Genomic DNA, 22,136 nt, shown 5'->3' with positions numbered 1-22,136 from the left:
AAACTGGCATCGATCCGCGCTACAGCATGAGCGATCGCACCGGTCTCGCCGCCACGGCGAACCGCGATCGCCCGGATCAATGGTTCAGGAGCGTATCCCGTGACTCACCCCGGCAACCCAGGCCCGTTCCCTTCCGACATGTCGATTCGGTTCAGCGCCACCTTCGGGCTGGATCACTGGGTCAATCGTACCAATGGCTGGACGCTGATCGGCCTGAACGCAGCGCTGTTCGGCACGCAAAAGGGCGAAGGCGCCCAGGCGGCGTGGCTGCGCGACACGCTCGACACGTCGGCTGGGCCGATCGGTCTGTTCCTGCAAGAGGCGTGGTTCGGCACGCCCGACGAAGATGCCGCTAACGATGGCCGTTACGCCTCGCTCGAAACGCGCCGCACTTTGGCAGCTCTGTTCGACGGGCATGATCTGCGCTTCATCGCGAGCGGGCACCCCTATGATCTGCGCGACCACCATGCCTATGGCGCCGGCGCGTATTGGGTGCCGATCATCGCATCCGTCACGGCAGACGCCACGCGGCCGGGCATCGGCACCAGACTGACTCGCCTCACCCGGCTGACGCTGAATCCCCAGGGGCACCATTTCGACCATTTCGAAATGCCCATGGCTGGCAACGATGCGGGCGATCGGGCGGCAGCACCCGCTCCGTCCGATATCGCCTATGCCTGATCGCCAGTCGGCGGGGGTAGCGCGGCGTTGCCCCGGCTGAATCGATCGTGGCGTACGCAACGCGTCGGGATCATTCCGTTTCGATGGCGAAGCTGAAGCGCATTCCGGCGACCAGCGCATTGTGCAGCGCCGGCATCCAGCCTGGGTGAATCACATATTGGACGTCGGGCTGAACGGTTACCCAGGACGTCAGGGGCAGGGCATAGGTAAGCTCGATCGTCGTCTCCGCACGATCCGCCCGACCCTGCGCGGCGATCGCCGCGCGCCGCCCCGCATTGCCGAGCCGCGCGTGCGCAACCGCCAGGCCGATCTGCTGCTCCTTGTCACCCCAGGTCGCACCGCCGCCCAGATAGAGCCCGATCTGATTCGCCTCGGGGCTGGCCAGCCCGATCCGCGCCCAGCCGCGCAATGCTGCCTTGCCGCGTTCGGCGAGCTTGCCCTCGACCAGCGCATAGCCGCCATGGCTGGTCGTGGTCCCGGGCGCGTCGAGATCGATCCGGTCGAACCGGGTGGTGTAATGCCACAGGCCAAGCTGAATCCTGGCGTCTCCCGGCAATTTGCGCTCCACCTCGCCAATCAGCAGCGCCCCACGCTCGCCTGGCAGGCGAATCACTGTCCGACGTGGATTGTCGACGGCCCCCGCCACGGCGTCGAACACGGCGAAACGCCCCGTCCAGTCCTTGTCCTCGTAGCGGAGCATTATGGCCGTCGCCGTCGCGGGGAAGATCGAGGGCCCGTTCACGCCGCTCTGCGAAAAATCCGGGCCAACCCCGAACGAGCTGTTCAGGAATGGATCGCCGACCTCCTGCATGTCGAATTCGTTGTTCAGGTCGACAAGACCGCCCTTCACCGTCAGTCCCGCGCCGACCGGAACGGATAGCCAGGCTTCATAAGGTCGCACCGGGCTGTCAGCCTGCACATTGCTGACGGTCTGCGCGTCGCCGACGTAACGGCCGGAGAAATCGGGGCCGTTGACGCCCATCACGTCGAAGAACAACTCGGCGCCGTCGATGCCGAACACCCGCCCGTCGATCGTCGCCGTCACATCGGCGCGGCCCAGCCACACGGTTCCGCGCCTCATGCCGCCATCGGCGACGGTCAATATGTCAGTCACATAGGTGGCGCCCAGCGTCACCGGTGCGCGTTCCTCCGCGGCGGCGGGACTGGACAGGCAGGCGCCGGCAGCCACCAGGGCCGCGGCGCCCCGCATCAGGCGCTGAGGCCTTTCAGGTCGTTGCACTGGTCCACCACCCGGTCGGCCTCGAAGCTGGCGACGGGATAGGCGCAGTAATCGGCGGCATAATAGGCGCTGGGACGATGATTGCCGGAGGCGCCGAGCCCACCGAACGGCATCGATCCGGCCGCCCCGGTGGTCGGCCGGTTGCGGTTGACCACGCCCGCGCGGATACGGCGCTGGAACAGTGCCCAGCGATCGTCATCGTCGCTGATCAGCCCTGCCGACAGGCCGAAACGGGTGGCGTTGGCGGCCTCGATCGCTGCCGCGAAGTCGGCCACGCGCGTCACCTGCAGCACCGGCCCGAAAATCTCCTGGTCGGGCGCGTCGATGCTGGTCACGTCGAGGATCGCCGGTGTCAGGAACGCGTTCGACCGGCCATCGACCGGGCTCAGCGGGCGGATCACGCGGGCACCGAGCCCGATCAGCTCAGCGACCTGATCCGTCACCCGCGCCGCGGCGGCCGGCGAGATCAGCGGGCCCATGAACGGCTCCGGCGTCTCGTCCCACGCCCCGATCGTCAGCCGGTCGGCGAGTGTCGCTACCGCCGCGACGAACGCGTCGCCGGCCGCGCCCTGCGGCACGATCAGCCGGCGCGCGCAGGAGCAGCGCTGCCCGCTCGTGACGAAGGCCGATCCGACGACGATCGAGGCGATCGCTTCCGGATCGCCGTCCCAGGCGATCAGCGGGTTGTTGCCGCCGAGTTCGAGCGCGAGGATCACCTGCGGGCGATTGGCGAAGACGCGCGCGAAATGCGCGCCTGCCCCGGCCGATCCGGTGAATAGCAGCCCGTCGATATCCTCGGCGATCAGCGCCGCGCCCGTGTCGCGGCCGCCCTGTACGACGGTGAACACGCCTTCCGGCAGGCCGGCCTTGCGCATCGCCGCGCCGATCAGCTCGCCGACCAGCGGGGTCTCTTCGGACGGCTTGAAGATGATGGTGTTCCCCGCGAGCAGGGCGGGCACGATATGGCCGTTGGGCAGATGCCCCGGGAAATTATACGGGCCGAGCACGATCATCACGCCGTGCGGCCGATGGCGCAGCACAGCGCGGCCGAATGGCGCTGCCTGCTCGCGCGTGCCGGTGCGCTCGGCCTGCGCGGCGATCGACAGGTCGACCTTGCCCATCATCGAGGCGACTTCGGTCTTCGTCTCCCAGAAAGGCTTCCCCGTCTCGCGCGCGATGGCGGTGGCGATGGCGTCGGCGTCCTCCTGCAACGCGTCCCGGTACCGGCGAACCAGCGCAATGCGTTCGTCGATCGTGGCCGCCGACCACTCGTCCAGCGCGCGCCGCGCCACCTCAACGGCCGCCGCGCAGTCGACCGCCGACGCCGCGGGACCGGACCAGACCAGGTCGCCCGTTGCCGGGTCGCGGGATTCGATCAGGGTCGTCATGTCAGGCCGCCATTTCGCTCAGGGTCGTGTGTTGCGCTCGCACGTGATGTCGGACGCTCCGCGCGATAGATCAAGCTCGGTGGCCTCCGCGCTCACGCGCGAATCTGCGCCAGCAGCTTGCGCGCCTGGTTCAGGTGCGGCCGGTCGATCATCCGGCCGGCGAGTTTCAGCGCCCCGGCCCCCGGATTGGCGGCGAATGCCTGGACCACCGCGCGGGCATACGCGATGTCGGCCTCACTCGGGCTGAAGCCGGCGTTGATCGCGGCGACCTGCGCCGGATGGATCGCCATCATGCCAGTGAAGCCGTCGCGCCGGCCGCGCGCGACATAGGCGGCGAGGCCCTCGCTGTCCGCGATGTTGGGATAGACTGTCTCGATCGCCGGCACCCCCGCGGCATGTGCGCCGAACAGGGCCAGCGCGCGGACCATTTCATAAGGCGCAGTATAGCTGCCGTCCGGGTTGCGTGCGCTCGCGGCGCCGATCGCTGCGGGCAGGTCTTCGGCACCCCAGGTCAGGCCGGCGAGGTGATCCGCGACGTCGCCATAGGTGGAAAGCTGGAACACCGCGGCGGCGGTCTCGCTGGCGATCGGCAGGACCGGCGGCATTGTGCCGCCCGCGAGATCGATCAGCGCGCGGACGGAAGCCGCGCCTTCGGCCTTGGGCAGGACGATCCCGTCCGGCGCGACGGGCAGGATCGCCCGGAGATCGGCCGCGATCTCGTCGCCACCGAGCGGATTCACCCGGACGAAGCTCGGTACGGCTCGATCCGCGCGCAGCCATGCCGCAATGGCCTCGCGCGCTTCCGCCTTCTTCTCCGTCGCGACGGAATCTTCGAGATCGAGGATCAGCGCGTCCGCGCCGCTCGCCGCTGCCTTGGCGAAGCGATCGGGTCGATCCCCGGGAACGAACAGCAGCGACCGGAACGTCATGGCGATACCTTCTTGCAACGGGCTTCTGCCGCTCTGGCACAGGGGCGACAATCCCGTCCATCGCTGGCGGCTTCGAACGATCGCCCGTCACTGCTATGGTCTGCACCGGGGAGGAGCTCATGCTGTTCGAACAGGGCGCGCGCGACACACAGGAGCAGGGCGAGATCCGCCGGGCCGTCCGCCGTTTGTGTGCAGACTTCCCCGGGCAATATTGGCGCGCGCTCGATTGGGACAAATCCTATCCCAGCACCTTCATCGCCGCGTTGACCGGCGCCGGTTTCCTCGCCGCGCTGATCCCGCAGGAATTCGGCGGATCGGGTCTGACGCTCGCCGATGCGGCGGTGATCATGGAGGAGATTCAGGCATCGGGCTGTAACGGATCGGCCTGCCACGCGCAGATGTATGTGATGAACACGCTGCTGCGCCACGGCAGCGCCGCGCAGAAGGAAGCGCTGCTCCCGCAGATCGCACGCGGTGCGCTGAGGCTCCAGGCGTTCGGCGTGACCGAGCCGAGCTCGGGCAGCGATACGCTGGCGCTCCGCACAACCGCGGTGCGCGATGGGGATCGCTATATCGTCGACGGCCAGAAGATCTGGACGTCCCGCGCGGAACATTCCGATCTGATGCTGCTGCTCGCCCGCACCACGCCGCGCGACCGGGTCGCGAAGAAGGTGGATGGCCTGTCGGTGTTCCTGATCAACATGCGTGTGGCGGCGGGCAACGGCATGACGATCCGCCCGATCCGCACGATGATGAACCACGCCACGACCGAGGTCTTCTTCGATCGCCTGGCGATCCCCGCCACCAGCCTGGTCGGCGAGGAAGGGCGGGGCTTCCGCTATATCCTGTCGGGGATGAATGCGGAGCGTATCCTGATCGGTGCCGAATGCGTCGGCGATGCGAAATGGTTCATCGCTCGGGCCGCGGCCTATGCCGGCGAACGCGAGGTCTTCGGCCGGCCGATCGGGCGCAACCAGGGCGTGCGGTTCCCCATCGCCCGCGCTTATGCGCAGATGCGCGCCGCCGAGCTGATGGTGCATGAGGCCGCCGCGCTCTACCAGGCGGGTGGTGCCGCGGGCGCCGAAGCGAACATGGCGAAGCTGCTCGCCGCCGATGCGAGTTGGGCCGCGGCCGAGGCCTGCATGCAGACCCTGGGCGGCTTCGCCTTTGCCGAGGAATATGATGTCGAGCGCAAGTTCCGGGAAACGCGCCTGTACCAGGTTGCGCCGATCTCGACGAACCTGATCCTGTCCTATCTCGCCGAACATGTGCTTGGCATGCCGCGCTCTTATTAGGACTGGCCGGCCTGACGACGGATCAGCGCGTGGCGCGCGGCACGGCATTCGGCCCGGGCGCGGGCTTCGGCCTGTTTCACTTTCTCCACGCCCCGGGCGAAATGGCTTTCGAGCAGCCGGCTGAGCCGCCGTTCGTCGCGCGCTTGGATCGCGGCATTGATCGCTTGGTGTTCGGCGAGTCCTTCAGCCCAGCAGCGCTGATCGACCATGGCCGCGTGCCGCGCGCGCTCGGCGCGGGGCAGCAGCAGCCGCCAGGCGAGCAACAGTGACGGGCTGTCGGCGGCCTGCACGATCTGCTCGTGGATCATCCGGTTCGCCTCGAGATAACGCAACCGGTCCGACGTTTCGTAGCAGGCGGCGAGATCCGCCTGAAGCTCATCGAGAATCTCCATTTGCGCCCGCGACATCCTGCGACAGGCAAGCTGCCCGGCCAGGCTCTCGAGCACGCCGAGCACGGCGAACACGTCAGCCGCCTCCGATTTGTCGGGCATGCTGACCACGACGCTGCGATTGGGCAGCAGATCGATCAGCCCCTCCGCCGCCAGAGTACGGAACGCCTCCCGGATCGGCGTGCGCGACATGCCGAGCACGTCGCTGAGCGGGATTTCGCGCAGGCGCTCGCCGGCCGGCAGCTCGCCCAGCAGGATCATCTTGCGAATGGCCTTCACGGCATCGAGCCGCAGGGTGCCGCGGCGCGGCACGGCGCCCTGGTGGAGCGCGTCCGCGGTGGGTGTTGCCCTGGCCTTGCTGCCCGCTTTCCCACTTGAGTTCATCGTCTCGGCGCCTGATCTTGAAGAAGGTCAACGTCGTCTGACAACGTTTACCTAAAGGCCGTTACGGGACTAATCAAGCGCACGCTGCGATGCGGAATCGGGACAATGGATCGATATGCCAATCGGGCGCACGGGAATCGGCCATTCGCGGGGTGTTCCACATCCCCGTTCGAGGTGTTCCACATTGGGGTTTTGGTGTTCCATGGGATCACGGCCGGCATGTTCAATGCCGCGCGGGGTGTTCCAGTGGAACAGGGGCACTCTTTTCGTGTCCGCAGAAAACAACGGAATTCCGCCATTGTCCGACGTTTTTCCAGCCGATTTCTCATTTTCGGGCCGTTTCTGGCGTGTTGGCGTTCCAGCAATGGCGCACGCCGAATTATGGAACACCGTGTTCCGACTTTGGGATAACACCGATTCAGCTATTGTTCCTTATAGTTGGCGCCTCGACGGGGACCCGGGGAAGACCGACTATGCTTATTCAGGAATTGCCGATTGCTCACCGGCGCATTGGCCTGCGCGCCGAGTTCGCGCTGATCGAGAAGGCGCGCACCATCCACAACCAGCGGCGCCTGCGTGACGAAGTGCTGGGCAACGAGCTGTTCGGCGATCCCGGCTGGGATCTGATGCTCGACCTGTATATCGCCCAGGCCAGCGGCAAGCGCGTCTCGGTGACGAGCGCGGCGATCGGATCGGGCAAGCCGATGTCGACCGGCCTGCGCTGGGTGAAACTGCTGATCGAGCGGGCGCTCGTGGTGCGCGAGGCCGATCCCTATGACGGCCGTCGTTCCTATCTTCGGCTGACCCCCGTCGCCTATGACGCCATGGAGGATTTCCTCTCTCGCTGCTGAGCGCGCTCTGCGGTATCGACCCCCGGTTACTTAAGCCCGGAATAACCGCCGAGTCCTTCGTCTCGGCCATTGCGGCGACCGGCGACGGACCGTAACGCAGTGTCGAGCTGAGGGGGAACGACGATGCTGGACGGTGCGGTGCTGGTGACGGGCGGGGCGGGCTATATCGGTAGCCATGCGGTCCTGGCGCTGCTCGATGCGGGGCACCGCGTGGTGGTCGTCGACAATCTCACCACCGGCTTCGACTGGCTGGTCGATTCCCGCGCCACGCTGATCCAGGGCAGTATCGAGGACGACGACCTGATCCGCGGCGCGCTGCTTACCCACGACGTGCGCGCCGTCATGCATTTCGCCGGGTCGATCATCGTGCCCGAATCGGTCGTCGATCCGCTCAAATATTACCGCAACAACACCGTCGCCAGCCGGGCGCTGCTCGAAAGCGCCGTGGCGTGCGGCGTGCGGCATTTCATCTTCTCCTCTACCGCTGCGACCTATGGCACGCCTGTCAGGGTGCCGGTTGCCGAGGGCGATCCGACCATTCCGATCAATCCCTATGGCAGTTCGAAGCTGATGACCGAGGCGATGCTGCGCGATGTCGCCGCGGCCCACCCGATCAACTATTGCGCGCTGCGCTATTTCAACGTCGCGGGGGCCGATCCGCAGGGCCGCGCGGGCCAGTCAACCGCAGGCGCCACGCACCTGATCAAGATCGCGGTGGAGGCAGCGACCGGGAAGCGGACTTCGGTCGGGGTATATGGCACCGATTACGACACCCCCGACGGCACGGGGGTGCGCGACTATATCCATGTCAGCGATCTCGCCGCCGCGCATGTCGCTGCGCTCGATCTGCTGGTCGCCGAGCCGACGCGCAGTCACATCCTCAACGCCGGCTACGGCCGCGGATTTTCCGTGCAGCAGGTGCTCGATGCGGTCGACCGCGTCACCAATATGAAGCTGGACCGCCGTCTTGAGGGGCGGCGCGCGGGCGATGCGGGCGAACTGGTCGCCGACAATCGCGCCATCCTCGCGACGCTCGACTGGACGCCGCAGCGCGACGATCTCGACACGATCGTGAAGGACGCGCTGGCCTGGGAACGCGCGTTGCAGCAGCGGGAATAGCCCGCCGGGCCTCTATCCCCCGAATCCGCGTCCGCCGCCGCCGAAGCCGCCGCGCGAGATAACCGAGCTGCGCGACTGCACCCGCGCCGGCGCGCGCGCCGCCGGGTTGAACGCTTCCGATCCGACGCGTGTCCGCCCGGTCACATAGTCACGGCTGACCCTGCCGCCCGCGCCGCCATAATAGCCGCCGTCGCGATCGCGGTACATCGGCGCGCCGCGATAGCCGCCGCCGACATTGTTCAGCGCCTGGCCGATGATGAAGCCGGTCAGCAGCGGGGTGAAGAAGCTGCCGTTGTTTTCATTGCGCGGCACGCACTGGGCGACGCCGAACTGCTCTTCGCAGGTCTTGCGGTCCTCGAAACGCGGCGCCGTCTTCGCATCGGCTGCTGCTGCCTGGGCATAGGCCGTCTCGCACTGCGACGCCGGGACCAGCCCGGCCGCGCGGCATTCGGCCACCGAGGTGTAGCTCACCGCGTCGACCTGCTTGCCGGTATCGCTGACGTCGCACGCGCTCAGCGAAAAGCCCGTGCCGGCCATCAGGCTGGTCAGGACGATGGATCTGGATCGCTTCATGCCCGGTTCCTTCAGGCGGTCATGCAGGCGGCGTTGAGCAGCCCCACGCCGATCGAGATGCTCCCCATATAGATCGCCGCCGCCAGCTCGCCGCGCTCCACCCGGTCGCTCAGGTCGCGCATCACGATCATGCGCACGATGGTGAAGGTCACGATCTGGATCACGCCCGCCAGCACGGCCCAGGCCGCGAACTCGACCAGGCTCACCGTATTCTCCAGCGCCGAGGCGAGCGGCAGGATATAGCCGAGCAACGCCGCGCCCAGCGTGATCGCCGCGGCGACATTGCCGTCGCGGATCAGCTTGCGCTCGTTATAGGGGGTCGCCGCCTGGTAGATCACCTTGAAGACGATGGTGAACAGGCCCGCCGCGACAAAGGCGATGAGGAAGGCAAGCGCGCTCGCCTGAAAGCCGTGGGTGTCGATCATCGCATCATCCTCTCAGGCCCTGAACTCGCCGAGCTCGAGCACGACTCCTAGCATGATCTCGAACGACACGTCACGATTCTCGCTCTCCTGGTCGATCGCCAGCAGCAGCTCGATGCCGTCTCCCGCCAGCTCGCGCGCGAACAACATGCTGGTCTGGAAGATGCGCCGGTCGACGATGCCGTCGCGGTCGTCGTGCAGATCTTCCCAGAAGGTCACTGGCTCCTGCCGGGGCGCTTCCTCGCCGAACCAGAAACGGCGATACTCGGGCAGGCCCTCGTCTGTGAAGGTCCGCGCCATCAGCCGCTCGCGCCACGCCGGGCGCTCGGCGGACGATCCGGGATAGATGCTCCGCCACGGCGCGAACAGGGTGACGTCGGTCACGTCCTGACCGGCCGCGTCGCTCGACACTGCCTGAAACATCACGTCGTCGTCGGTATAGAAACGATGGACGAACCCGCCATCGTCGAGCTTCACCAGCCCCTGCGCCACGATCTGCAGCGTATCGCCGTCGAACGGGAACAGCAGTTCCGTGCCGAAACGCCGCCACGCCAGAGGATCGAGCATCACGGTGCGGCCGATCGTCACGTTGCGGATGGTGGGTAGCGCGGAAGCCGCAAGCGCCTGCTTGCGGCCGAACAGGCGATCGAACATCGAATCCTCGAAAGTTGCGAGCCCCGACATAGGCGCGCGCGGGCGATCGGGGAAGGACCGGTGCGACGGGATGCGATGGGAATGCTGGCACGTCGCTGTAAATCTTCTATGAGCGCCTATCTCAGCAGACCATGCATCCCCGGGAGTAGGACAATGACCGATATCGCCTGGACCGTTCGCACGCTGAAGGCAGCGCTAGACGGCTCGGCCGCCGTTGCCGATGGCGAGTTCAGCGTGCGCGTGATCGAGGGCGCCGATCCCGTGCTGCTCGCGACGATGCACCAGCAGGGCGATCTCGAAGTGTTCGTCAACGTCAGCGAAGCGCAGATCGCGGCATCGGTGCTGCTCTGGCCGTGCGACGAACAGCCCGATCGCCAGGCGTTCAACGAATTCCTGCTCAAGGCGCAGAAGCTGGTGCCGCTCTCCAATTTCGGCATCGCCACCGTCGAGGGCCGCGATTTTTACGAGTTGTTCGGCGAACTCGCTACCACCACATCGCTCGATACGATCGTGATCGAGCTGCGCACCCTGGCGGAAAACGCGATCGAAGCGGCGACTGACCTGCGCGACGCGTTCGCGCCCGCCTGAACCCCACCGGAGACGAGACGATGGCAATCTGGAGCAAGCTTTTCACCCTCGGCCGCGCCGCCGGAAACGAGGCCGCGTCCGCGGTGGTCGATGCCAATGCGCTGCGCATCCTCGATCAGGAGATTCGCGATGCGGACAAGGCGCAGGGCAAGGCGCGCGACGATCTCGCCGGCCTGGTCGCCCGCCGCCGCATTCTCGAGGCCGAAGTGATGAGCTTCCAGGCGCAGATCGCGAAATATGAGGGCTCGGCCCGGGTGGCGGTCGACAAGGGCAATATGGATCTCGCCCGCCAGGTCGCGCAGCGTATCGCCGATCTCGAACAGGATATTTCGATGAAGGCCCCGCAGGTCGCCGACATGCGCCAGGCCGAGGAGCAGATCCATACCGCCATCGCCGCGACCGATCGCAAGATCGAGCAGCTCCGCCGCGAAGTCGATGTCGTGAAGGTCAATGAATCGGTGCAGAAGGCTCAGGCCACCGTCGCCGCCAGCGGCGCCGGCAATTCGCTCGGCTCGGCCGCGGACAGCCTCGCGCGCATCCGCGAGCGCCAGATGATCCGCGGCGAGAAGCTTCGCGCCGCCGGCGAGCTCGAGGATCGCCGCACCGGCGCCGATCTCGACGAGAAGCTGCGCCTTGCCGGCATTCTGCCCGGCCAGTCCTCGGCGGACGACGTGCTCGCCCGGCTCGCGCCGCCCAAGCCGACGCTGCAGATCGAGCAGCGCCGCGACACCGATTCGACCGACAACTAAAGGCGAAAACCCATGCGGCGCATCACGCTCGAGCCCCGCGCCGATTGGCGCGCCAAGGCGGATGCGATCGGCTTCGTCTATCACGATACCGGCGGCGCGCCCTATTGGGACGAGAGCGTCGCTTATGCCTTCACACTCGAGGAGATCGAGGAGCGCATCGAGCCGGCCGCCGAGCAGCTCCATAAGCTGTGCCTCGATCTGGTCGATGAGGTCGTGCGCGATGCGGCCTTGCTCGATCGCCTGGCGATCCCTGCGGAACAGCATGATCTGGTCGCCGAATCCTGGCGCACGCGCCAGCCGTCGCTCTATGGCCGCTTTGATTTCGCCTATGACGGCACCGGCCCGGCCAAGCTCTACGAATATAATGCCGACACGCCGACCTCGGTGTTCGAAGCCGCAACCTTCCAGTGGCTCTGGCTTGAGGAGCTGCTCGAGGCCGGCAAGCTGCCGGTCAACACCGATCAGTTCAACAGCCTGTTCGATCGCCTGCGCGATCGCTTCGCGACGATCTTCCCGACCGGCGGCTTCGTCCATTTCGCGGCGGACGGTGATTCGATCGAGGATCGCCAGACGGTGCGCTTCTTCGAGGATCTGGCGACTCAGGCCGGAATCGAGCCGAAATTCGTGAAGATGGGCGATATCGGCCTTAACGCGGAAGGGAAGTTCGTCGACGCCGACGGATTCGAGCTCCAGGCGGCGTTCAAGCTCTATCCCTGGGAATTCATGTTCCGCGAGGATTATGCGCCGAAGCTTGCCAGGGCCGGCGTGCGCTGGATTGAGCCGGCATGGAAAGCGGTCCTCTCCAACAAGGGCATCCTGCCCCTGCTGTGGGAACGCCACCCGAATCACCCCAATCTGCTACCGGCCTTTTTCGACGACGATCCGGCCGCCGCCTCGCTCGGCGAAAGCTATGTGCGCAAGCCGCTCTTCTCGCGCGAAGGCGCCAACATCCTGGTCGCGCGCGGCGGTGCGGCCGAGACGGCGCTCGACGAAGGCTATGGCGCCGAAGGCCATATCCGCCAGGCCTATCATCCGCCCGCGCTGTTCGACGGCCGCTATCCGGTGATCGGCGCATGGATCGTCGGCGATGCGGCCGCCGGCATCGGCGTGCGCGAGGATGACGGTGTGGTGACGCGCAACCTCGCACGCTTCGTGCCGCATTTCATCGAGGGGTAGGGGCGATCCGTTGCGGCGGTGATGACGTCTGTAACCGGATTTCGCCCGAAGATTACCGACGCAGGCTGATTGGATAGGGCGCGCGGCGGCGTCCTCCGGTACCAACGAGCCGACAGGCCGATCACGTTTCCTCGGCCCCCGTATCGAGGATGATGCCGTGGATACCCGCACCACATCGCTCCGGACCGAACCCCCCGAATGGCGCCGCGGCTGGCCCTTGGTCGCCGCGGGCATGATCGGCATCGGCACCGGGCCCGGTCTCTTCCAGAATATCTCGAGCCTGTTCACGCCCGGCATGATGGAGGATTTCGGCTGGACCCGTGGGGAAATCGCCACTGCCGCCGGGCTCGGCCTGGCCGGGGCGCTCGCGGTGCCGTTCATCGGCCGGCTGGCCGATCGCATCGGGGTGCGCGCGGTGATCGTCTCGGCGATGCTGCTGCTCGGCCTCACGTATTGCGGCCTGTCGATGCTCGCCGGCGTGATGTGGCACTATCAGCTGCTGGTCGTCTGCCTCGCGCTCTCCGTTCCCGGCACCAGCGCGGTGGTCCATGGCAAGCTGATTTCGTCGGTCTTTGTCCGCCACCGCGGGCTCGCGCTCGGCCTCGCGACCTCGGGCCTGTCGCTGACGACGATCCTCGTGCCGCCGCTCCTCGCATTCGTCATCGCGGCGTCCGGCTGGCGCGGCGGGTTCCTGGCGCTGGCGGCGCTGACTGTCCTGCTCGCGCTGCCCGCCGTGCTGCTCTTGCTGCGCGGGGCGTCCGCCCGCCGGGCGCATCTCGCGGCCGCCGCCGCCGACGCGGCGCAGCTTCCCGGGTCGACCGGGGCCGCGGCGCGCCGCACCCGTTCCTTCTGGCTGCTCGCCGGCAGCGTGATGCTGGTCAACATGGCGACGATCGGCCTGGTCACGCAGCTCGTGCCGTTCGGGCTCGAACGCGGGCTGAACGCCGGGCAGGCGGCGCTCCTGCTCGCCAGCTACGGCGCGTCGCAGGTCGTCGGCCGCCTCGCCATGGGCGCGCTGGTCGATCGTTTCCGCCCGGCGCACATGGCGGCCGGTGCCGCGCTGCTGTCGGCAATCGGCTTCGCGCTGCTCCAGCTGCCCGCGCCGGGCTTCGTCCTGCTGATGGTGGCGGTGTTCGTCGCCGGCCTGATGAACGGCGCGGAATTCGATCTGTTGCCGTTCTTTGCGGCGCGCCTGTTCGGCCTGCGCGCTTATGGAGAGATCTACGGCACGCTGCTGATGCTGGCGCTGGCCGGTACCGCGATCGGGATCATCGGCTTCGGCCAGCTGCACGATGTCACCGGCAGCTACGGCCTCGCGCTGGCGCTCGGGCTGGCGGCGATGCTGGTGGCGGCCCTGGCGTTCCTCGCCCTCGGCGACACCGGCCGGCATACCAAACGAGAATCAGGCCCGCTCGCGCGGGCCTGATTCCGGTGTTGCGATCGTGCGGCTCAGAGCCCGAAGGACAGCCGCGCGTACCCGAACTGGCCGGGCACGTCATAGGTCGTCGGATCGTAATTCGCGCTGTCGCAGGTGAAGCACGCGGGTGGGTTCCGGTTGAAGACATTGTTGACGCCCAGCGTCAGCCGGAAGCGGTTTTCCATCCAGCCCGGCGAGAAATACAGCTGGACGTCGCCGTAGAAGGTCTTCCCCATCCGCTGGCCAGTGCTCTCGCGCACCGAGCTGATGTAACGGCCCGTGAACGACGCACCGAAATCGGGCATCGACCAGTCGATCGTGCTGTTCGCCTTGAAGCGCGGGAACGCCTGGTCGGTCGACAGGCAACGCTCGGTGCCGACGCACTTCTGGAGCCCCGTCGGCAGGATTGCGTCATATTTCAGCAGATAGGCCGCATTGACCGAGAGGCCCGCCGTACCGCCATGGAAAACCGGCGACCGGTAGATGAAGGTAGCGTCCAGCCCGTCGGTCTTGACCGAGTTCAGGTTTTGCAAGACCGCGCCGACGGACGCGATGCTGCCGGAGGGCGTCCGCTGGATCAGGGCGCAGCTCTCGGCATCACCGTCGAAGGCGCAGCGCGTGATGATCAACGTGGCGGGCGCCGAGTCGATCGCGTCCTTGAGGCTGATCGAGTAATAATTGACCTCGAGGCTGAGCGCACTGGCGAACCCGCCCCGCGCCCAGGACGGGCTGTACACGCCGCCCGCCGTCCAGGTCTTGGCGGTTTCGGGCTTCAGATCGATGTTGCCGCCCGAAAACACGCCGATCTGCCCGGCCGGCTCGGCAAAGCTGCCGTTCGCCGGCACGCCGTTGGCGATGCAGTTAGCTCTGACGGTTGCATTGGTCTGGAAGGAGCCGCCGGGTCCGCTGGTGCACGGATCGGGGATCGTCTGGTCCGATCGTGATGCGCCCGCATGGAGCTCGCCGATGCTCGGCGCGCGCAGGCTCTCGGCATAGCCGCCGCGCAACAGAAGGTCGGGCACCGGCTTCCACAGGCCCGAGGCAGTGAAGGTCGTGTTGCTGCCGAAGGTCGAATAGTTGGAGTGCCGCACCGCCCCGCTGAATTCCAGGCTTTCGAAGAACGGCGTATGGGCCAGGATCGGCACGCGGAGCTCGCCGTAGATTTCATCGACGTTGAACTGGCCGCGGCTTGGCTGGGTGGGCACATCGGCACCGAGCCCGGCGACGATGATGGGATCCGGATCGTAGCTCGCCTTCTGGTAACGATGCTCGTAGCCGATCGCCACGCCGACATCGCCTGCAGGCAGCGTGAACAGCGAGCCCGACAGGTTGGCGGTGAAATCGGCCAGATTCTGCTGGCTCTTGTCGCGCTCGTCGAACGTCACGAAATCGAGCATCGCCGGCGTGATCGAGCCCGCGCCGCCGATCGCTGCGCCGCCGAAGATGTTGAACGGCACGCACGCGCCGGTGCACTGGGATACGGGCCCGAGCGCCCGTGCGAGGTTCGCGGCGTTGACGTTTCCGGTGAACAGCTGATGCGCATCGTTCAGGCCCAGGACGGCGTTGACGTCCCAATACCATTTGTGATCGCCGATATGGAAATCACCGTCGAATGTCACCGTGCCCGAAAACGTATCGACGTCCTGCGTGAAGACGCGCTGGCCACCCTCGACGAAGCGGCGATTGATCGCGACATAATTGGCGGGCACGCCCGAAGGTGTGCCGTCCAGGTTCACCCCTGAGGAAAGCGTGACGCCGAACGGGTTGTATGGATTGGTCGCATCGACTGAAATCCGGTCGAGCAGATTGCCGTTGCCCGCGTCCGGCCCGATGACGAGCGGGAGGAACGCGGCCTGAGTCCGCGAATGCCGGTGGTTATAGACCAGCTTGACCCGCATGTTGACGGCATCGGTCAGTTCCTGCTTGAAATTCAGGAACCCGCCATAGCGCTCCGACGGCGTCAGCAGATAGTTGAACGGCCCGAAGTTGAAGCGGTCGGCATCGGTGAACGTCTTGAAATCCGCCAGCGTCGCCACGCGACCGACAACCGGCGCTTTCAGCGTCAGGTTCTGACCGAGCACGCGGTAGCGTCCGAGTGGCGGGGAACCGCTACATCCGACACCGCCAATGGAGGCAAAGGCCGGGTCGTCGCAGGCGACAGCGCCGGGTGTCGGGAATTGCGAGATCGAGCGATCGGCCGTGCTGACCGCGTCCTGCTTGGTATAATAGCCGCCGAAGACGACCGAAGTTCCGGTATCTCGGGACTGGATGCCGTAGCTCGCCTCGTAATTCTGGGTATGCCCGTCGCCCTGGCGAAAGGTGCCGAACTGGGCAGAGGCCTTCAGGCCCTCCTGCCCCTGCTTGGTGATGATGTTGACCACCCCGGCTACAGCGTCCGTTCCGTAAAGCGGCGAGGCGCCCGATTGAAGTACCTCGACGCGCTCGATCATGCTGGTCGGCAGTGCGTTGAGATCGACTGAGGCGGGGATGCCGCCCGCCGCTGAGCCGTTGACGAAGCGCAGGCCGTCGACCAGCACCAGCGTCCGCTTCGCCCCGAGATAGCGCAGGTCGATTTCCGCGGAGCCCGAGCTGACGCCGGTGCCGTCCGGCGGGCCGCCGATATTGCCGGCATTGTTGACCTTGGTGTTGAGGCCGCCGCCGGCGCTGGGCAGGCGCTGCAGCACGTCCGCGACCGAGCTGAGGCCGGTTCGCGCGATGGCTGCTTCGTCGACCGTCACGATCGGCTTGTCCTGGTCGAGCGGGTTGCGGCGGATACGCGATCCGGTCACGACGATGTCGTCGGTCGGGCTCGCGCCATCGGTGGCGGGCGTTTCCTGCGCCTGAGCGGGAATGGCCGCCAGACCGGCGACGAGCGCCAGCGAGGCAATGCCGGCGAGTTTTACGTGCTTGATTCCGTGCATGAATTCATCTCCTCATCCATGCCTGTGAACATCCCCCCGGGCGTCTGATCGTCTTATTGCGGCAAAGGTGAAGCAAAGCGGGAGAGACTCGCAAGCAGTGACTGAGTCGATCGGCGCGATCTTGCCCGGCCTGTGCCGTGCCGGTGACACATCCCACCATATTGGTTGGATTCTTGACTCTAGCGCTGTCGCGAAAACTTGGTGTGATGATGGTTAAACTGGCATAAACGGACGCCTATGCTCATCATAATTCTATTCTTCCCGTTCTTGTTCTTATTATTGATTTTTACTTCGTTTTTCTTCCATTTTCTTTCTGGTCACGGCGTAGGCTCGCGGGGAATCGGGCGGCGATGGCGAAGGGGGCCGGCCGTCATGACGACCTTCCAACTGAACCGATCTGGGTTGGATTTCGCGCTCGCGGCTCTAGGCCGGCGCTTCGATCTCGATACGTCGATCTGTCCCGATCGCCGCCAGGAACGCAGCGTCATGGCTGACCACCAGCAGTGCGCCGTCATAAGCGCGCAGCCCCGCCTCCACCGCCGCGATCGACTCCAGGTCGAGATGATTGGTCGGCTCGTCGAGGATCAGCAGCGACGGCGGTTCCGTCCCGCCCAGCACGCAGGCCAGCCCGGCGCGCAGCAACTGTCCGCCGCTCAGCGTGCCGACGATCTGCAACGCGGCATCGGCCCGGAACATGAACCGGGCAAGCGCCGCGCGGCACGCATTCTCGTCCGCCGGGCCGTTGATCGCCGCGAAATTGTCGCGGATCGAGCGCGCCGGATCGAGCAGGCTCACCTGCTGGTCGAGCATCGCCATGGCGACGGGCACGCGTACGCTCCCGACCCATGGCTTCAGCTGCCCGGCGATCAGCGCCAGCAGAGTCGTCTTGCCCGATCCGTTCGGCCCGGTCACCGCGATCCGCTCCGGCCCGGTGATCGTCAGCGACACGTCTCGCAGCACGGGCACGCCGGGCTCATATCCGGCGGTCACGTCCGTCAGTTCCAGCACGATCCGGTTCGCCGCCAGGCCGGTCGGCGCCAGCGCCACCGCAAAGGGCTGCAGGATTTCGATCCGCGCCCGCGCCGCCGCGGCGGCTTCGCTCGCTTCCGCCCGCTGCCGCTCGGCCAGCCGGCGGTTCTCGCCCCCCTTGTCCTCGGCCCGGTCCTTGCGCGCGCCTATCAGGATGCGCGGCATATCGCGTTTCGCGCCCTTGCGCTTGCCCGCGCCATCCTTGCGCCCCTTGCGCTCGGCCGTTTCCTGCGCGCCGCGCGCGACCGCGGCGACATGCCGTTCCGCTTCGGCCAGGTCGTGCTCGGCCGCCGCCAGTTCGATCGCCTTGCGCTCGCGGTAGCGGCTCCAGTTGCCGCCATAGCGGGTCGCGCCAAGGCTGGTCAGTTCGACGATCGCGTCCATCGTCTCAAGCAGGTCGCGGTCATGGCTGACGACGATCGCGCCCGCGCGCCAGCCGGCGAGCAGTCCGATAACCGCCTCCCGCCCCGCCCGATCGAGATTGTTGGTCGGCTCGTCGAGCAGCAGGAAATCGGGTTCGCCGAAAACCACCGCGGCCAGGCTCGCCCGCGTGCGCTGACCGCCGGACAGCGCGGCCAATGGCGTCTCGGGACCGGCCTCCAGCCCGACCCGTCCGAGCGAAGCGGCGATGCGGTCCTCCAGAGTCCAGTCGGCCGCATCCAGTTGCTCGATTGTCGCCATGCCCTGTTCCGCGCGGAGGAGCAGGGCAAGCGCGCCAGTCGCGCCGAACAGGTCGGCGACGGTTTCGTCGCGGTCCAGCTGCACGGTCTGGCGCAGCACCCCGATCGTCCCGGTGGCGGCGATCCGGCCCGACTGGATCGGCAATTGCCCGGCGATCAGCTTGAGCAAGGTGGATTTGCCCACGCCGTTGCGCCCGATCAGTCCGGCGCGCTCGGCGCCGAAGCTCAGGTCGAGATCGGTAAGGACCGGGCGGTTGTCAGGCGTTGACCAGGAAAGACCGGAAATGGAAATGGCAGGCATGATGATCGTCCCTGAAGGCAAGGCGAACTGGCGTTGCGGTCAGGGAAAAGGTCATGCTGCACATCCGGTCGGAGGGCCGGTGCCAGCGGCCTGGAGGCGCGTAAATTAGAGGCGGCGCGGGCGCGTTGCAAGAAGACTACGCATGGCTCGCGCTATCGGAATTCGGGAAAGAGCCGCTCGATCGCTGCCTGCAGGTCGCTCGGGCCGGGCAGCAAGCCGAAATGATCGAGCAGCCCCTTCACCAGCCGCGCCCGGTGCGGGCCGATGCCGGGCATCGTCTCCAGGCCGGGAAAGTCGGGATCGGCCAGCCGGTCCGCCAGATCGCCGAGCGTATGATAGCCCGAAGCGGTCAGGCGCTTGCGCAGGCCGGCTGGCAGAACCGACTGGCTGACCGGGAGATCGCGGTCGGTCGCCTCCGGCACCGCCTTGTGCAGCCGCGTCCGCGCGCCCTTTTCGCGCTTCAGCGCCCGGCGAATATGGCCGAGCTGCCCGGCACTGAGTCCGAGCTTGCGGCGAATCTCGCGATACGGCGTGCCGGCAGCGCGCAGGCCGCGCGCCTCTTCCAGATTCTGCAGCGCTTGTTCGGGCTGGCTCAACATCGGTGATCGGGCATCCTGACCGGGCCGAACCGATACGCCAGGGGCGGGACGAACGACAAGCGGGATGATGCGGGGCGGCGATCGGGGGCGGGGCTGTTAACCCTCCGCACCGCGTAGTTGGGCAGGCGTCAATCACCCCAACAGGTCGGGAGGGCAGATTATGTCGACAATCTGGTGCAATACTGCAAATCCGCTCAATCGGGATATCGTGCCGAAGGCGAATGCTTGATGACTCAGTCCTTTCCCAGTCTGATCGCGATCGATCACGACGATTACTACGCTGCGGATATAGGCAAGACCGAGGACGGCCGTAGCTTTTTCCTGACGACGCCCTTTGAACCGGCACTAGGCGCCGCGCCGGGTAGAGAGTTTGTGGCGCTCTACCTGTTCGATGAAGCAGGTGGATTTCTCGAGGCGAAGATCGATGACCTGGGTCTGCGCGCTACGCTCGATGCAGAGGCACGGCGAGCGCTTTGCCACCAAAGGCTCGAAGAGCTCGGAAACATCACAAGGCAGCGGATCAGGATTGCCCCCTTTTCCGTCGAGCGCTTCGGCACGGTTTTCGGACTTGTACCCCGCGAGCCGGAAGATGGTGATGATGTCTCCGCGGTGGAGGCTCAGCCGGGAAATTACATGGCTTTTTTCGAGCCGTGGGACAGCGGCGAGTACGACACATAAGGTCCGGCACCTGCTCGCGGGAAATCAGATCAATTATCAGCGTCGGGCCAATGCCCGTCAGGCGCTCGCGCCGGTCGGATTGACGACACCCTCGGCATAGGTGCCATGGCCCTCTATCACCAGCGCGCCGGCGAACTTCAGCACTTCGCTCACCCGCGCCTGCCTCTGGTTCACATAAGCGATGACGATGCAGTCGATGCCGACGAATACCGCGTCGATCGTGAAGTGCAGATCCGGGATGCGCGCGATGCCGATGGTCCAATAATCCCGGATCGCCGCTTTCCCGATCAGCCGGCCCCGGCTTTCGGGCAGGACCAATGCGGCGAAGGGCGAGGAGAAGGTCGCGTCGTCATGAAAATGGGCGAGCACGGCTTCGATATCGTGCGCATTCCATGCAGCGGCCCATGCGTCGGCAAATTTCCGCGGCTCGATCTCCATGCATCCTCTCCCAAGCCCAGCCCTTCACTCTTCAGCCAGCGGTCCCGTCGATCGAATGACGCACCAGTCTGGCCGGCGCTCGCCGTAAACCTCGACGGTTGGTTCGGGAAAACCCATGTCGGCGAACCCGCCGGCGGGCACCGTCACCATGCCCGGCCGTGCCTCGATCTCGTAGAACACCGTCGTGCCGCACCGGCCACAGAAATGAAACTCCGCCCAGCGGCCCTCGTCGCCTGTCCTGCGATATGTACCATGCTCTCCGTGCGTCGAAACCTGCGCCGCCGCATAGGTCGCGTTGTAGGAAAATGCGCTCCCGGACCGTCGCTTGCAGTCCAGGCAATGGCAGATGGAAATCCGCACCGGATCGCCGCGGGCCGTCGCGCTCAGGGCACCGCATGCACATTGGGCAATCCGCTCATCGGTCATGTCTCGCTCCGTACTCCTCAACCGTCGGCCCCGACGCGCACGGGCGCGCGCGCCGCAAACCACGGCACCATCCGCCGCAGCGCTTCCTCGACTCGGTCGGTCGATACCGCAAAGCTGATCCGCAGAAATCGACGCCCCTCCACCGGATCGAAATCGATCCCCGGCGCCGTCGCCACCCCGGTATCCTCGAGCAGCGCGATGCAGAAGGCCATGCTGTCGTCGGTCAAATGCCCGATATCCGCCCAGATATAAAAGGCGCCGTCGGGCGGTGCGATCTTCTTCAGGCCGAGCGCGGGCAGGGCGGCGAGCAGCAGGTCTCGATTGCGCGCATAGGTCGCGACATGCCCCTCCAGCTCGTCGCGGCAATCGAACGCGATCAGGCCCGCATGCTGCGCCAGCGATGGCGGCGTCAGGAACAGATTGCCCATCCGCGCGCGTGCCGCGTCGATCAGCGAAGGGGGCACGATCAGCCAGCCGAGCCGCCAGCCGGCCATGCTGAAATATTTGGAGAAGCTGTTGACGATCAGCGCCTCGGGCTCGTCCTGCAGCACTGATCGCGCGGCGCCGATATAGCTCAGCCCGTGATAGATCTCGTCCGAGATGATCCGGATTCCCCGCCGCCGGCACACCGCGACGATCGCGGCCAGCTCTTCGGCTGCGATGATCGTGCCGGTCGGGTTGGCCGGGCTGGCCAGGATAAGACCGTGCGGCGCGGGGTCGAGCCGCTCGACAGCCGCCGCGGTGATCTGGAACCGCTCGGCCTCGCCGCAGCCGATCTCGACTGGTTCCAGGTGAAGCGCCTTCGCCGTGTTGCGATACGCGACATAGCCAGGCCGCGCGAACGCCACCCGGTCGCCCGGCGCGAACAGGCAGGACAGCGCCAGCACGAAGGCGGGGGAGGCGCCGCAGGTCAGCACCACCTGTTCCGGATCGATGGTTACGTCATAGGCTTCGTCATAATGCCGCGCGATCCGCGCCTTCAGCGCCATGCTCTCCCAATAGCCCATGCCGTCGCTGTCGAGCACGTCATGCGCCCGCGCGATCGAAGCGGCAGGCGCGCCGGTGGAGGGCTGGCCGAACTCCATATGGATGATCGAGCGCCCCTCGGCCGCCATGCGGTGTGCGGCGCGGCTGATGACGATGGCGTGGAACGGATCGATCTCGGCTGACATGGTGCCGGCTTAGCGTGCGCGGCGAATGAGGCAATCG

Annotated in this window: 21 protein-coding genes and 1 pseudogene; 9 read left to right on the top strand and 13 right to left on the bottom strand. The window is 66.5% G+C overall.

Features of this window, described 5'->3' with window-relative positions; all coding sequences use genetic code 11:
• Positions 1 to 138: 138 nt before the first annotated feature.
• Positions 139 to 681 (top strand): hypothetical protein, encoded by a 543-nt coding sequence (locus U1769_RS19750; protein WP_332719470.1) that lies wholly within the window; start codon positions 139 to 141, stop codon positions 679 to 681.
• A 70-nt stretch (positions 682 to 751) separates the two neighbouring features.
• On the opposite strand, the gene U1769_RS19745 is transcribed toward U1769_RS19750, so the two are convergent.
• The 3 genes and pseudogenes from U1769_RS19745 to U1769_RS19735 form a co-directional block, all read right to left on the bottom strand.
• Positions 752 to 1,891: a carbohydrate porin gene (locus tag U1769_RS19745; protein WP_332719468.1), complete on the bottom strand. Its 1,140-nt coding sequence runs from the start codon at positions 1,889 to 1,891 to the stop codon at positions 752 to 754.
• Positions 1,891 to 3,312, bottom strand: a pseudogene (astD, locus tag U1769_RS19740) (succinylglutamate-semialdehyde dehydrogenase); the annotation flags it as partial. The pseudogene astD and the gene U1769_RS19745, both read right to left, overlap by 1 nt.
• An 89-nt stretch (positions 3,313 to 3,401) precedes the next feature.
• Complete coding sequence (locus tag U1769_RS19735) at positions 3,402 to 4,238, bottom strand: HpcH/HpaI aldolase/citrate lyase family protein (protein WP_332719466.1); 837 nt, start codon at positions 4,236 to 4,238, stop codon at positions 3,402 to 3,404.
• A gap of 119 nt (positions 4,239 to 4,357) precedes the next feature.
• Between U1769_RS19735 and U1769_RS19730 the strand changes: the two genes are divergently transcribed.
• Positions 4,358 to 5,533, top strand: a complete 1,176-nt coding sequence (locus U1769_RS19730) for an acyl-CoA dehydrogenase family protein (protein WP_332719464.1) — start codon at positions 4,358 to 4,360, stop codon at positions 5,531 to 5,533.
• Here the strand turns inward: U1769_RS19730 and U1769_RS19725 are convergent.
• Positions 5,530 to 6,306 (bottom strand): GntR family transcriptional regulator, encoded by a 777-nt coding sequence (locus U1769_RS19725; protein ID WP_332719463.1) that lies wholly within the window; start codon positions 6,304 to 6,306, stop codon positions 5,530 to 5,532. The two genes, U1769_RS19730 and U1769_RS19725, sit on opposite strands and share 4 nt — an antisense overlap.
• 473 nt (positions 6,307 to 6,779) lie before the next feature.
• On the opposite strand from U1769_RS19725, the gene U1769_RS19720 reads away from it, so the two are divergent.
• Together U1769_RS19720 and galE are read left to right on the top strand one after the other, a co-directional pair.
• A complete protein-coding gene (locus U1769_RS19720) occupies positions 6,780 to 7,157 on the top strand; it encodes a hypothetical protein (protein ID WP_332719460.1) in 378 nt (125 codons plus the stop codon).
• Between the two features lie 123 nt (positions 7,158 to 7,280).
• On the top strand, positions 7,281 to 8,276 hold the full coding sequence (gene galE / locus U1769_RS19715; RefSeq protein ID WP_332719457.1) for a UDP-glucose 4-epimerase GalE: 996 nt from the start codon (positions 7,281 to 7,283) through the stop codon (positions 8,274 to 8,276).
• 12 nt (positions 8,277 to 8,288) lie between these two features.
• On the opposite strand, the gene U1769_RS19710 is transcribed toward galE, so the two are convergent.
• From U1769_RS19710 to U1769_RS19700, 3 genes are read right to left on the bottom strand one after another with little or no spacing between them, the layout of a single operon-like run.
• The gene (locus U1769_RS19710; protein ID WP_332719454.1) at positions 8,289 to 8,849 is read right to left on the bottom strand and encodes a DUF1190 domain-containing protein; all 561 of its coding nucleotides are present in this window, start codon (positions 8,847 to 8,849) and stop codon (positions 8,289 to 8,291) included.
• Positions 8,850 to 8,860: 11 nt separating this feature from the next.
• Positions 8,861 to 9,274, bottom strand: coding sequence for a DUF350 domain-containing protein (locus U1769_RS19705; RefSeq protein ID WP_332719452.1), 414 nt, complete (start codon positions 9,272 to 9,274; stop codon positions 8,861 to 8,863).
• A gap of 12 nt (positions 9,275 to 9,286) precedes the next feature.
• Positions 9,287 to 9,955: a DUF2491 family protein gene (locus U1769_RS19700; RefSeq protein ID WP_332719450.1), complete on the bottom strand. Its 669-nt coding sequence runs from the start codon at positions 9,953 to 9,955 to the stop codon at positions 9,287 to 9,289.
• 123 nt (positions 9,956 to 10,078) lie between these two features.
• Between U1769_RS19700 and U1769_RS19695 the strand changes: the two genes are divergently transcribed.
• The 4 genes from U1769_RS19695 (at position 10,079) to U1769_RS19680 (ending at position 13,864) form a co-directional block, all read left to right on the top strand.
• Positions 10,079 to 10,513, top strand: a complete 435-nt coding sequence (locus U1769_RS19695; protein WP_332719447.1) for a YjfI family protein — start codon at positions 10,079 to 10,081, stop codon at positions 10,511 to 10,513.
• 20 nt (positions 10,514 to 10,533) lie between these two features.
• Positions 10,534 to 11,262, top strand: coding sequence for a PspA/IM30 family protein (locus U1769_RS19690; RefSeq protein ID WP_332719445.1), 729 nt, complete (start codon positions 10,534 to 10,536; stop codon positions 11,260 to 11,262).
• A 12-nt stretch (positions 11,263 to 11,274) separates the two neighbouring features.
• The gene (locus U1769_RS19685; RefSeq protein WP_332719443.1) at positions 11,275 to 12,438 is read left to right on the top strand and encodes a glutathionylspermidine synthase family protein; all 1,164 of its coding nucleotides are present in this window, start codon (positions 11,275 to 11,277) and stop codon (positions 12,436 to 12,438) included.
• Between the two features lie 157 nt (positions 12,439 to 12,595).
• Entirely contained in the window at positions 12,596 to 13,864 is a 1,269-nt protein-coding gene (locus tag U1769_RS19680) for an MFS transporter (RefSeq protein WP_332719441.1), read from the top strand.
• A 23-nt stretch (positions 13,865 to 13,887) separates the two neighbouring features.
• Here the strand turns inward: U1769_RS19680 and U1769_RS19675 are convergent, their stop codons facing one another.
• The 3 genes from U1769_RS19675 to U1769_RS19665 form a co-directional block, all read right to left on the bottom strand.
• Positions 13,888 to 16,776 carry a TonB-dependent receptor domain-containing protein gene (locus U1769_RS19675; protein WP_332719439.1) on the bottom strand — a complete coding sequence of 963 codons (2,889 nt, stop codon included), beginning with the start codon at positions 16,774 to 16,776 and terminating at the stop codon, positions 13,888 to 13,890.
• 423 nt (positions 16,777 to 17,199) lie between these two features.
• The gene (locus U1769_RS19670; RefSeq protein ID WP_332719437.1) at positions 17,200 to 18,786 is read right to left on the bottom strand and encodes an ABC-F family ATP-binding cassette domain-containing protein; all 1,587 of its coding nucleotides are present in this window, start codon (positions 18,784 to 18,786) and stop codon (positions 17,200 to 17,202) included.
• A 152-nt stretch (positions 18,787 to 18,938) separates the two neighbouring features.
• Positions 18,939 to 19,385, bottom strand: coding sequence for a hypothetical protein (locus tag U1769_RS19665; protein ID WP_332719435.1), 447 nt, complete (start codon positions 19,383 to 19,385; stop codon positions 18,939 to 18,941).
• A gap of 228 nt (positions 19,386 to 19,613) precedes the next feature.
• Between U1769_RS19665 and U1769_RS19660 the strand changes: the two genes are divergently transcribed.
• A complete protein-coding gene (locus U1769_RS19660; RefSeq protein ID WP_332719433.1) occupies positions 19,614 to 20,063 on the top strand; it encodes a hypothetical protein in 450 nt (149 codons plus the stop codon).
• 57 nt (positions 20,064 to 20,120) lie between these two features.
• Here U1769_RS19660 and U1769_RS19655 read toward each other — a convergent pair whose 3' ends face one another.
• Genes U1769_RS19655 through U1769_RS19645 form a run of 3 tightly spaced genes read right to left on the bottom strand, consistent with a single transcriptional unit; the run spans position 20,121 to position 22,099 of the window.
• A complete protein-coding gene (locus U1769_RS19655) occupies positions 20,121 to 20,501 on the bottom strand; it encodes a nuclear transport factor 2 family protein (protein ID WP_332719431.1) in 381 nt (126 codons plus the stop codon).
• A gap of 24 nt (positions 20,502 to 20,525) precedes the next feature.
• Positions 20,526 to 20,927, bottom strand: coding sequence for a GFA family protein (locus tag U1769_RS19650; RefSeq protein WP_332719429.1), 402 nt, complete (start codon positions 20,925 to 20,927; stop codon positions 20,526 to 20,528).
• A gap of 17 nt (positions 20,928 to 20,944) precedes the next feature.
• Positions 20,945 to 22,099: an aminotransferase class I/II-fold pyridoxal phosphate-dependent enzyme gene (locus U1769_RS19645; protein ID WP_332719427.1), complete on the bottom strand. Its 1,155-nt coding sequence runs from the start codon at positions 22,097 to 22,099 to the stop codon at positions 20,945 to 20,947.
• Between the last annotated feature and the right edge of the window lie 37 nt (positions 22,100 to 22,136).

It is taken from the genome of Parasphingomonas zepuensis, from assembly GCF_036663735.1.
Lineage (GTDB): Bacteria > Pseudomonadota > Alphaproteobacteria > Sphingomonadales > Sphingomonadaceae > Sphingomonas.
The sequence above is the reverse complement of the archived record's forward strand: the minus strand, read 5'-3'. Positions and strand labels throughout refer to the sequence as shown.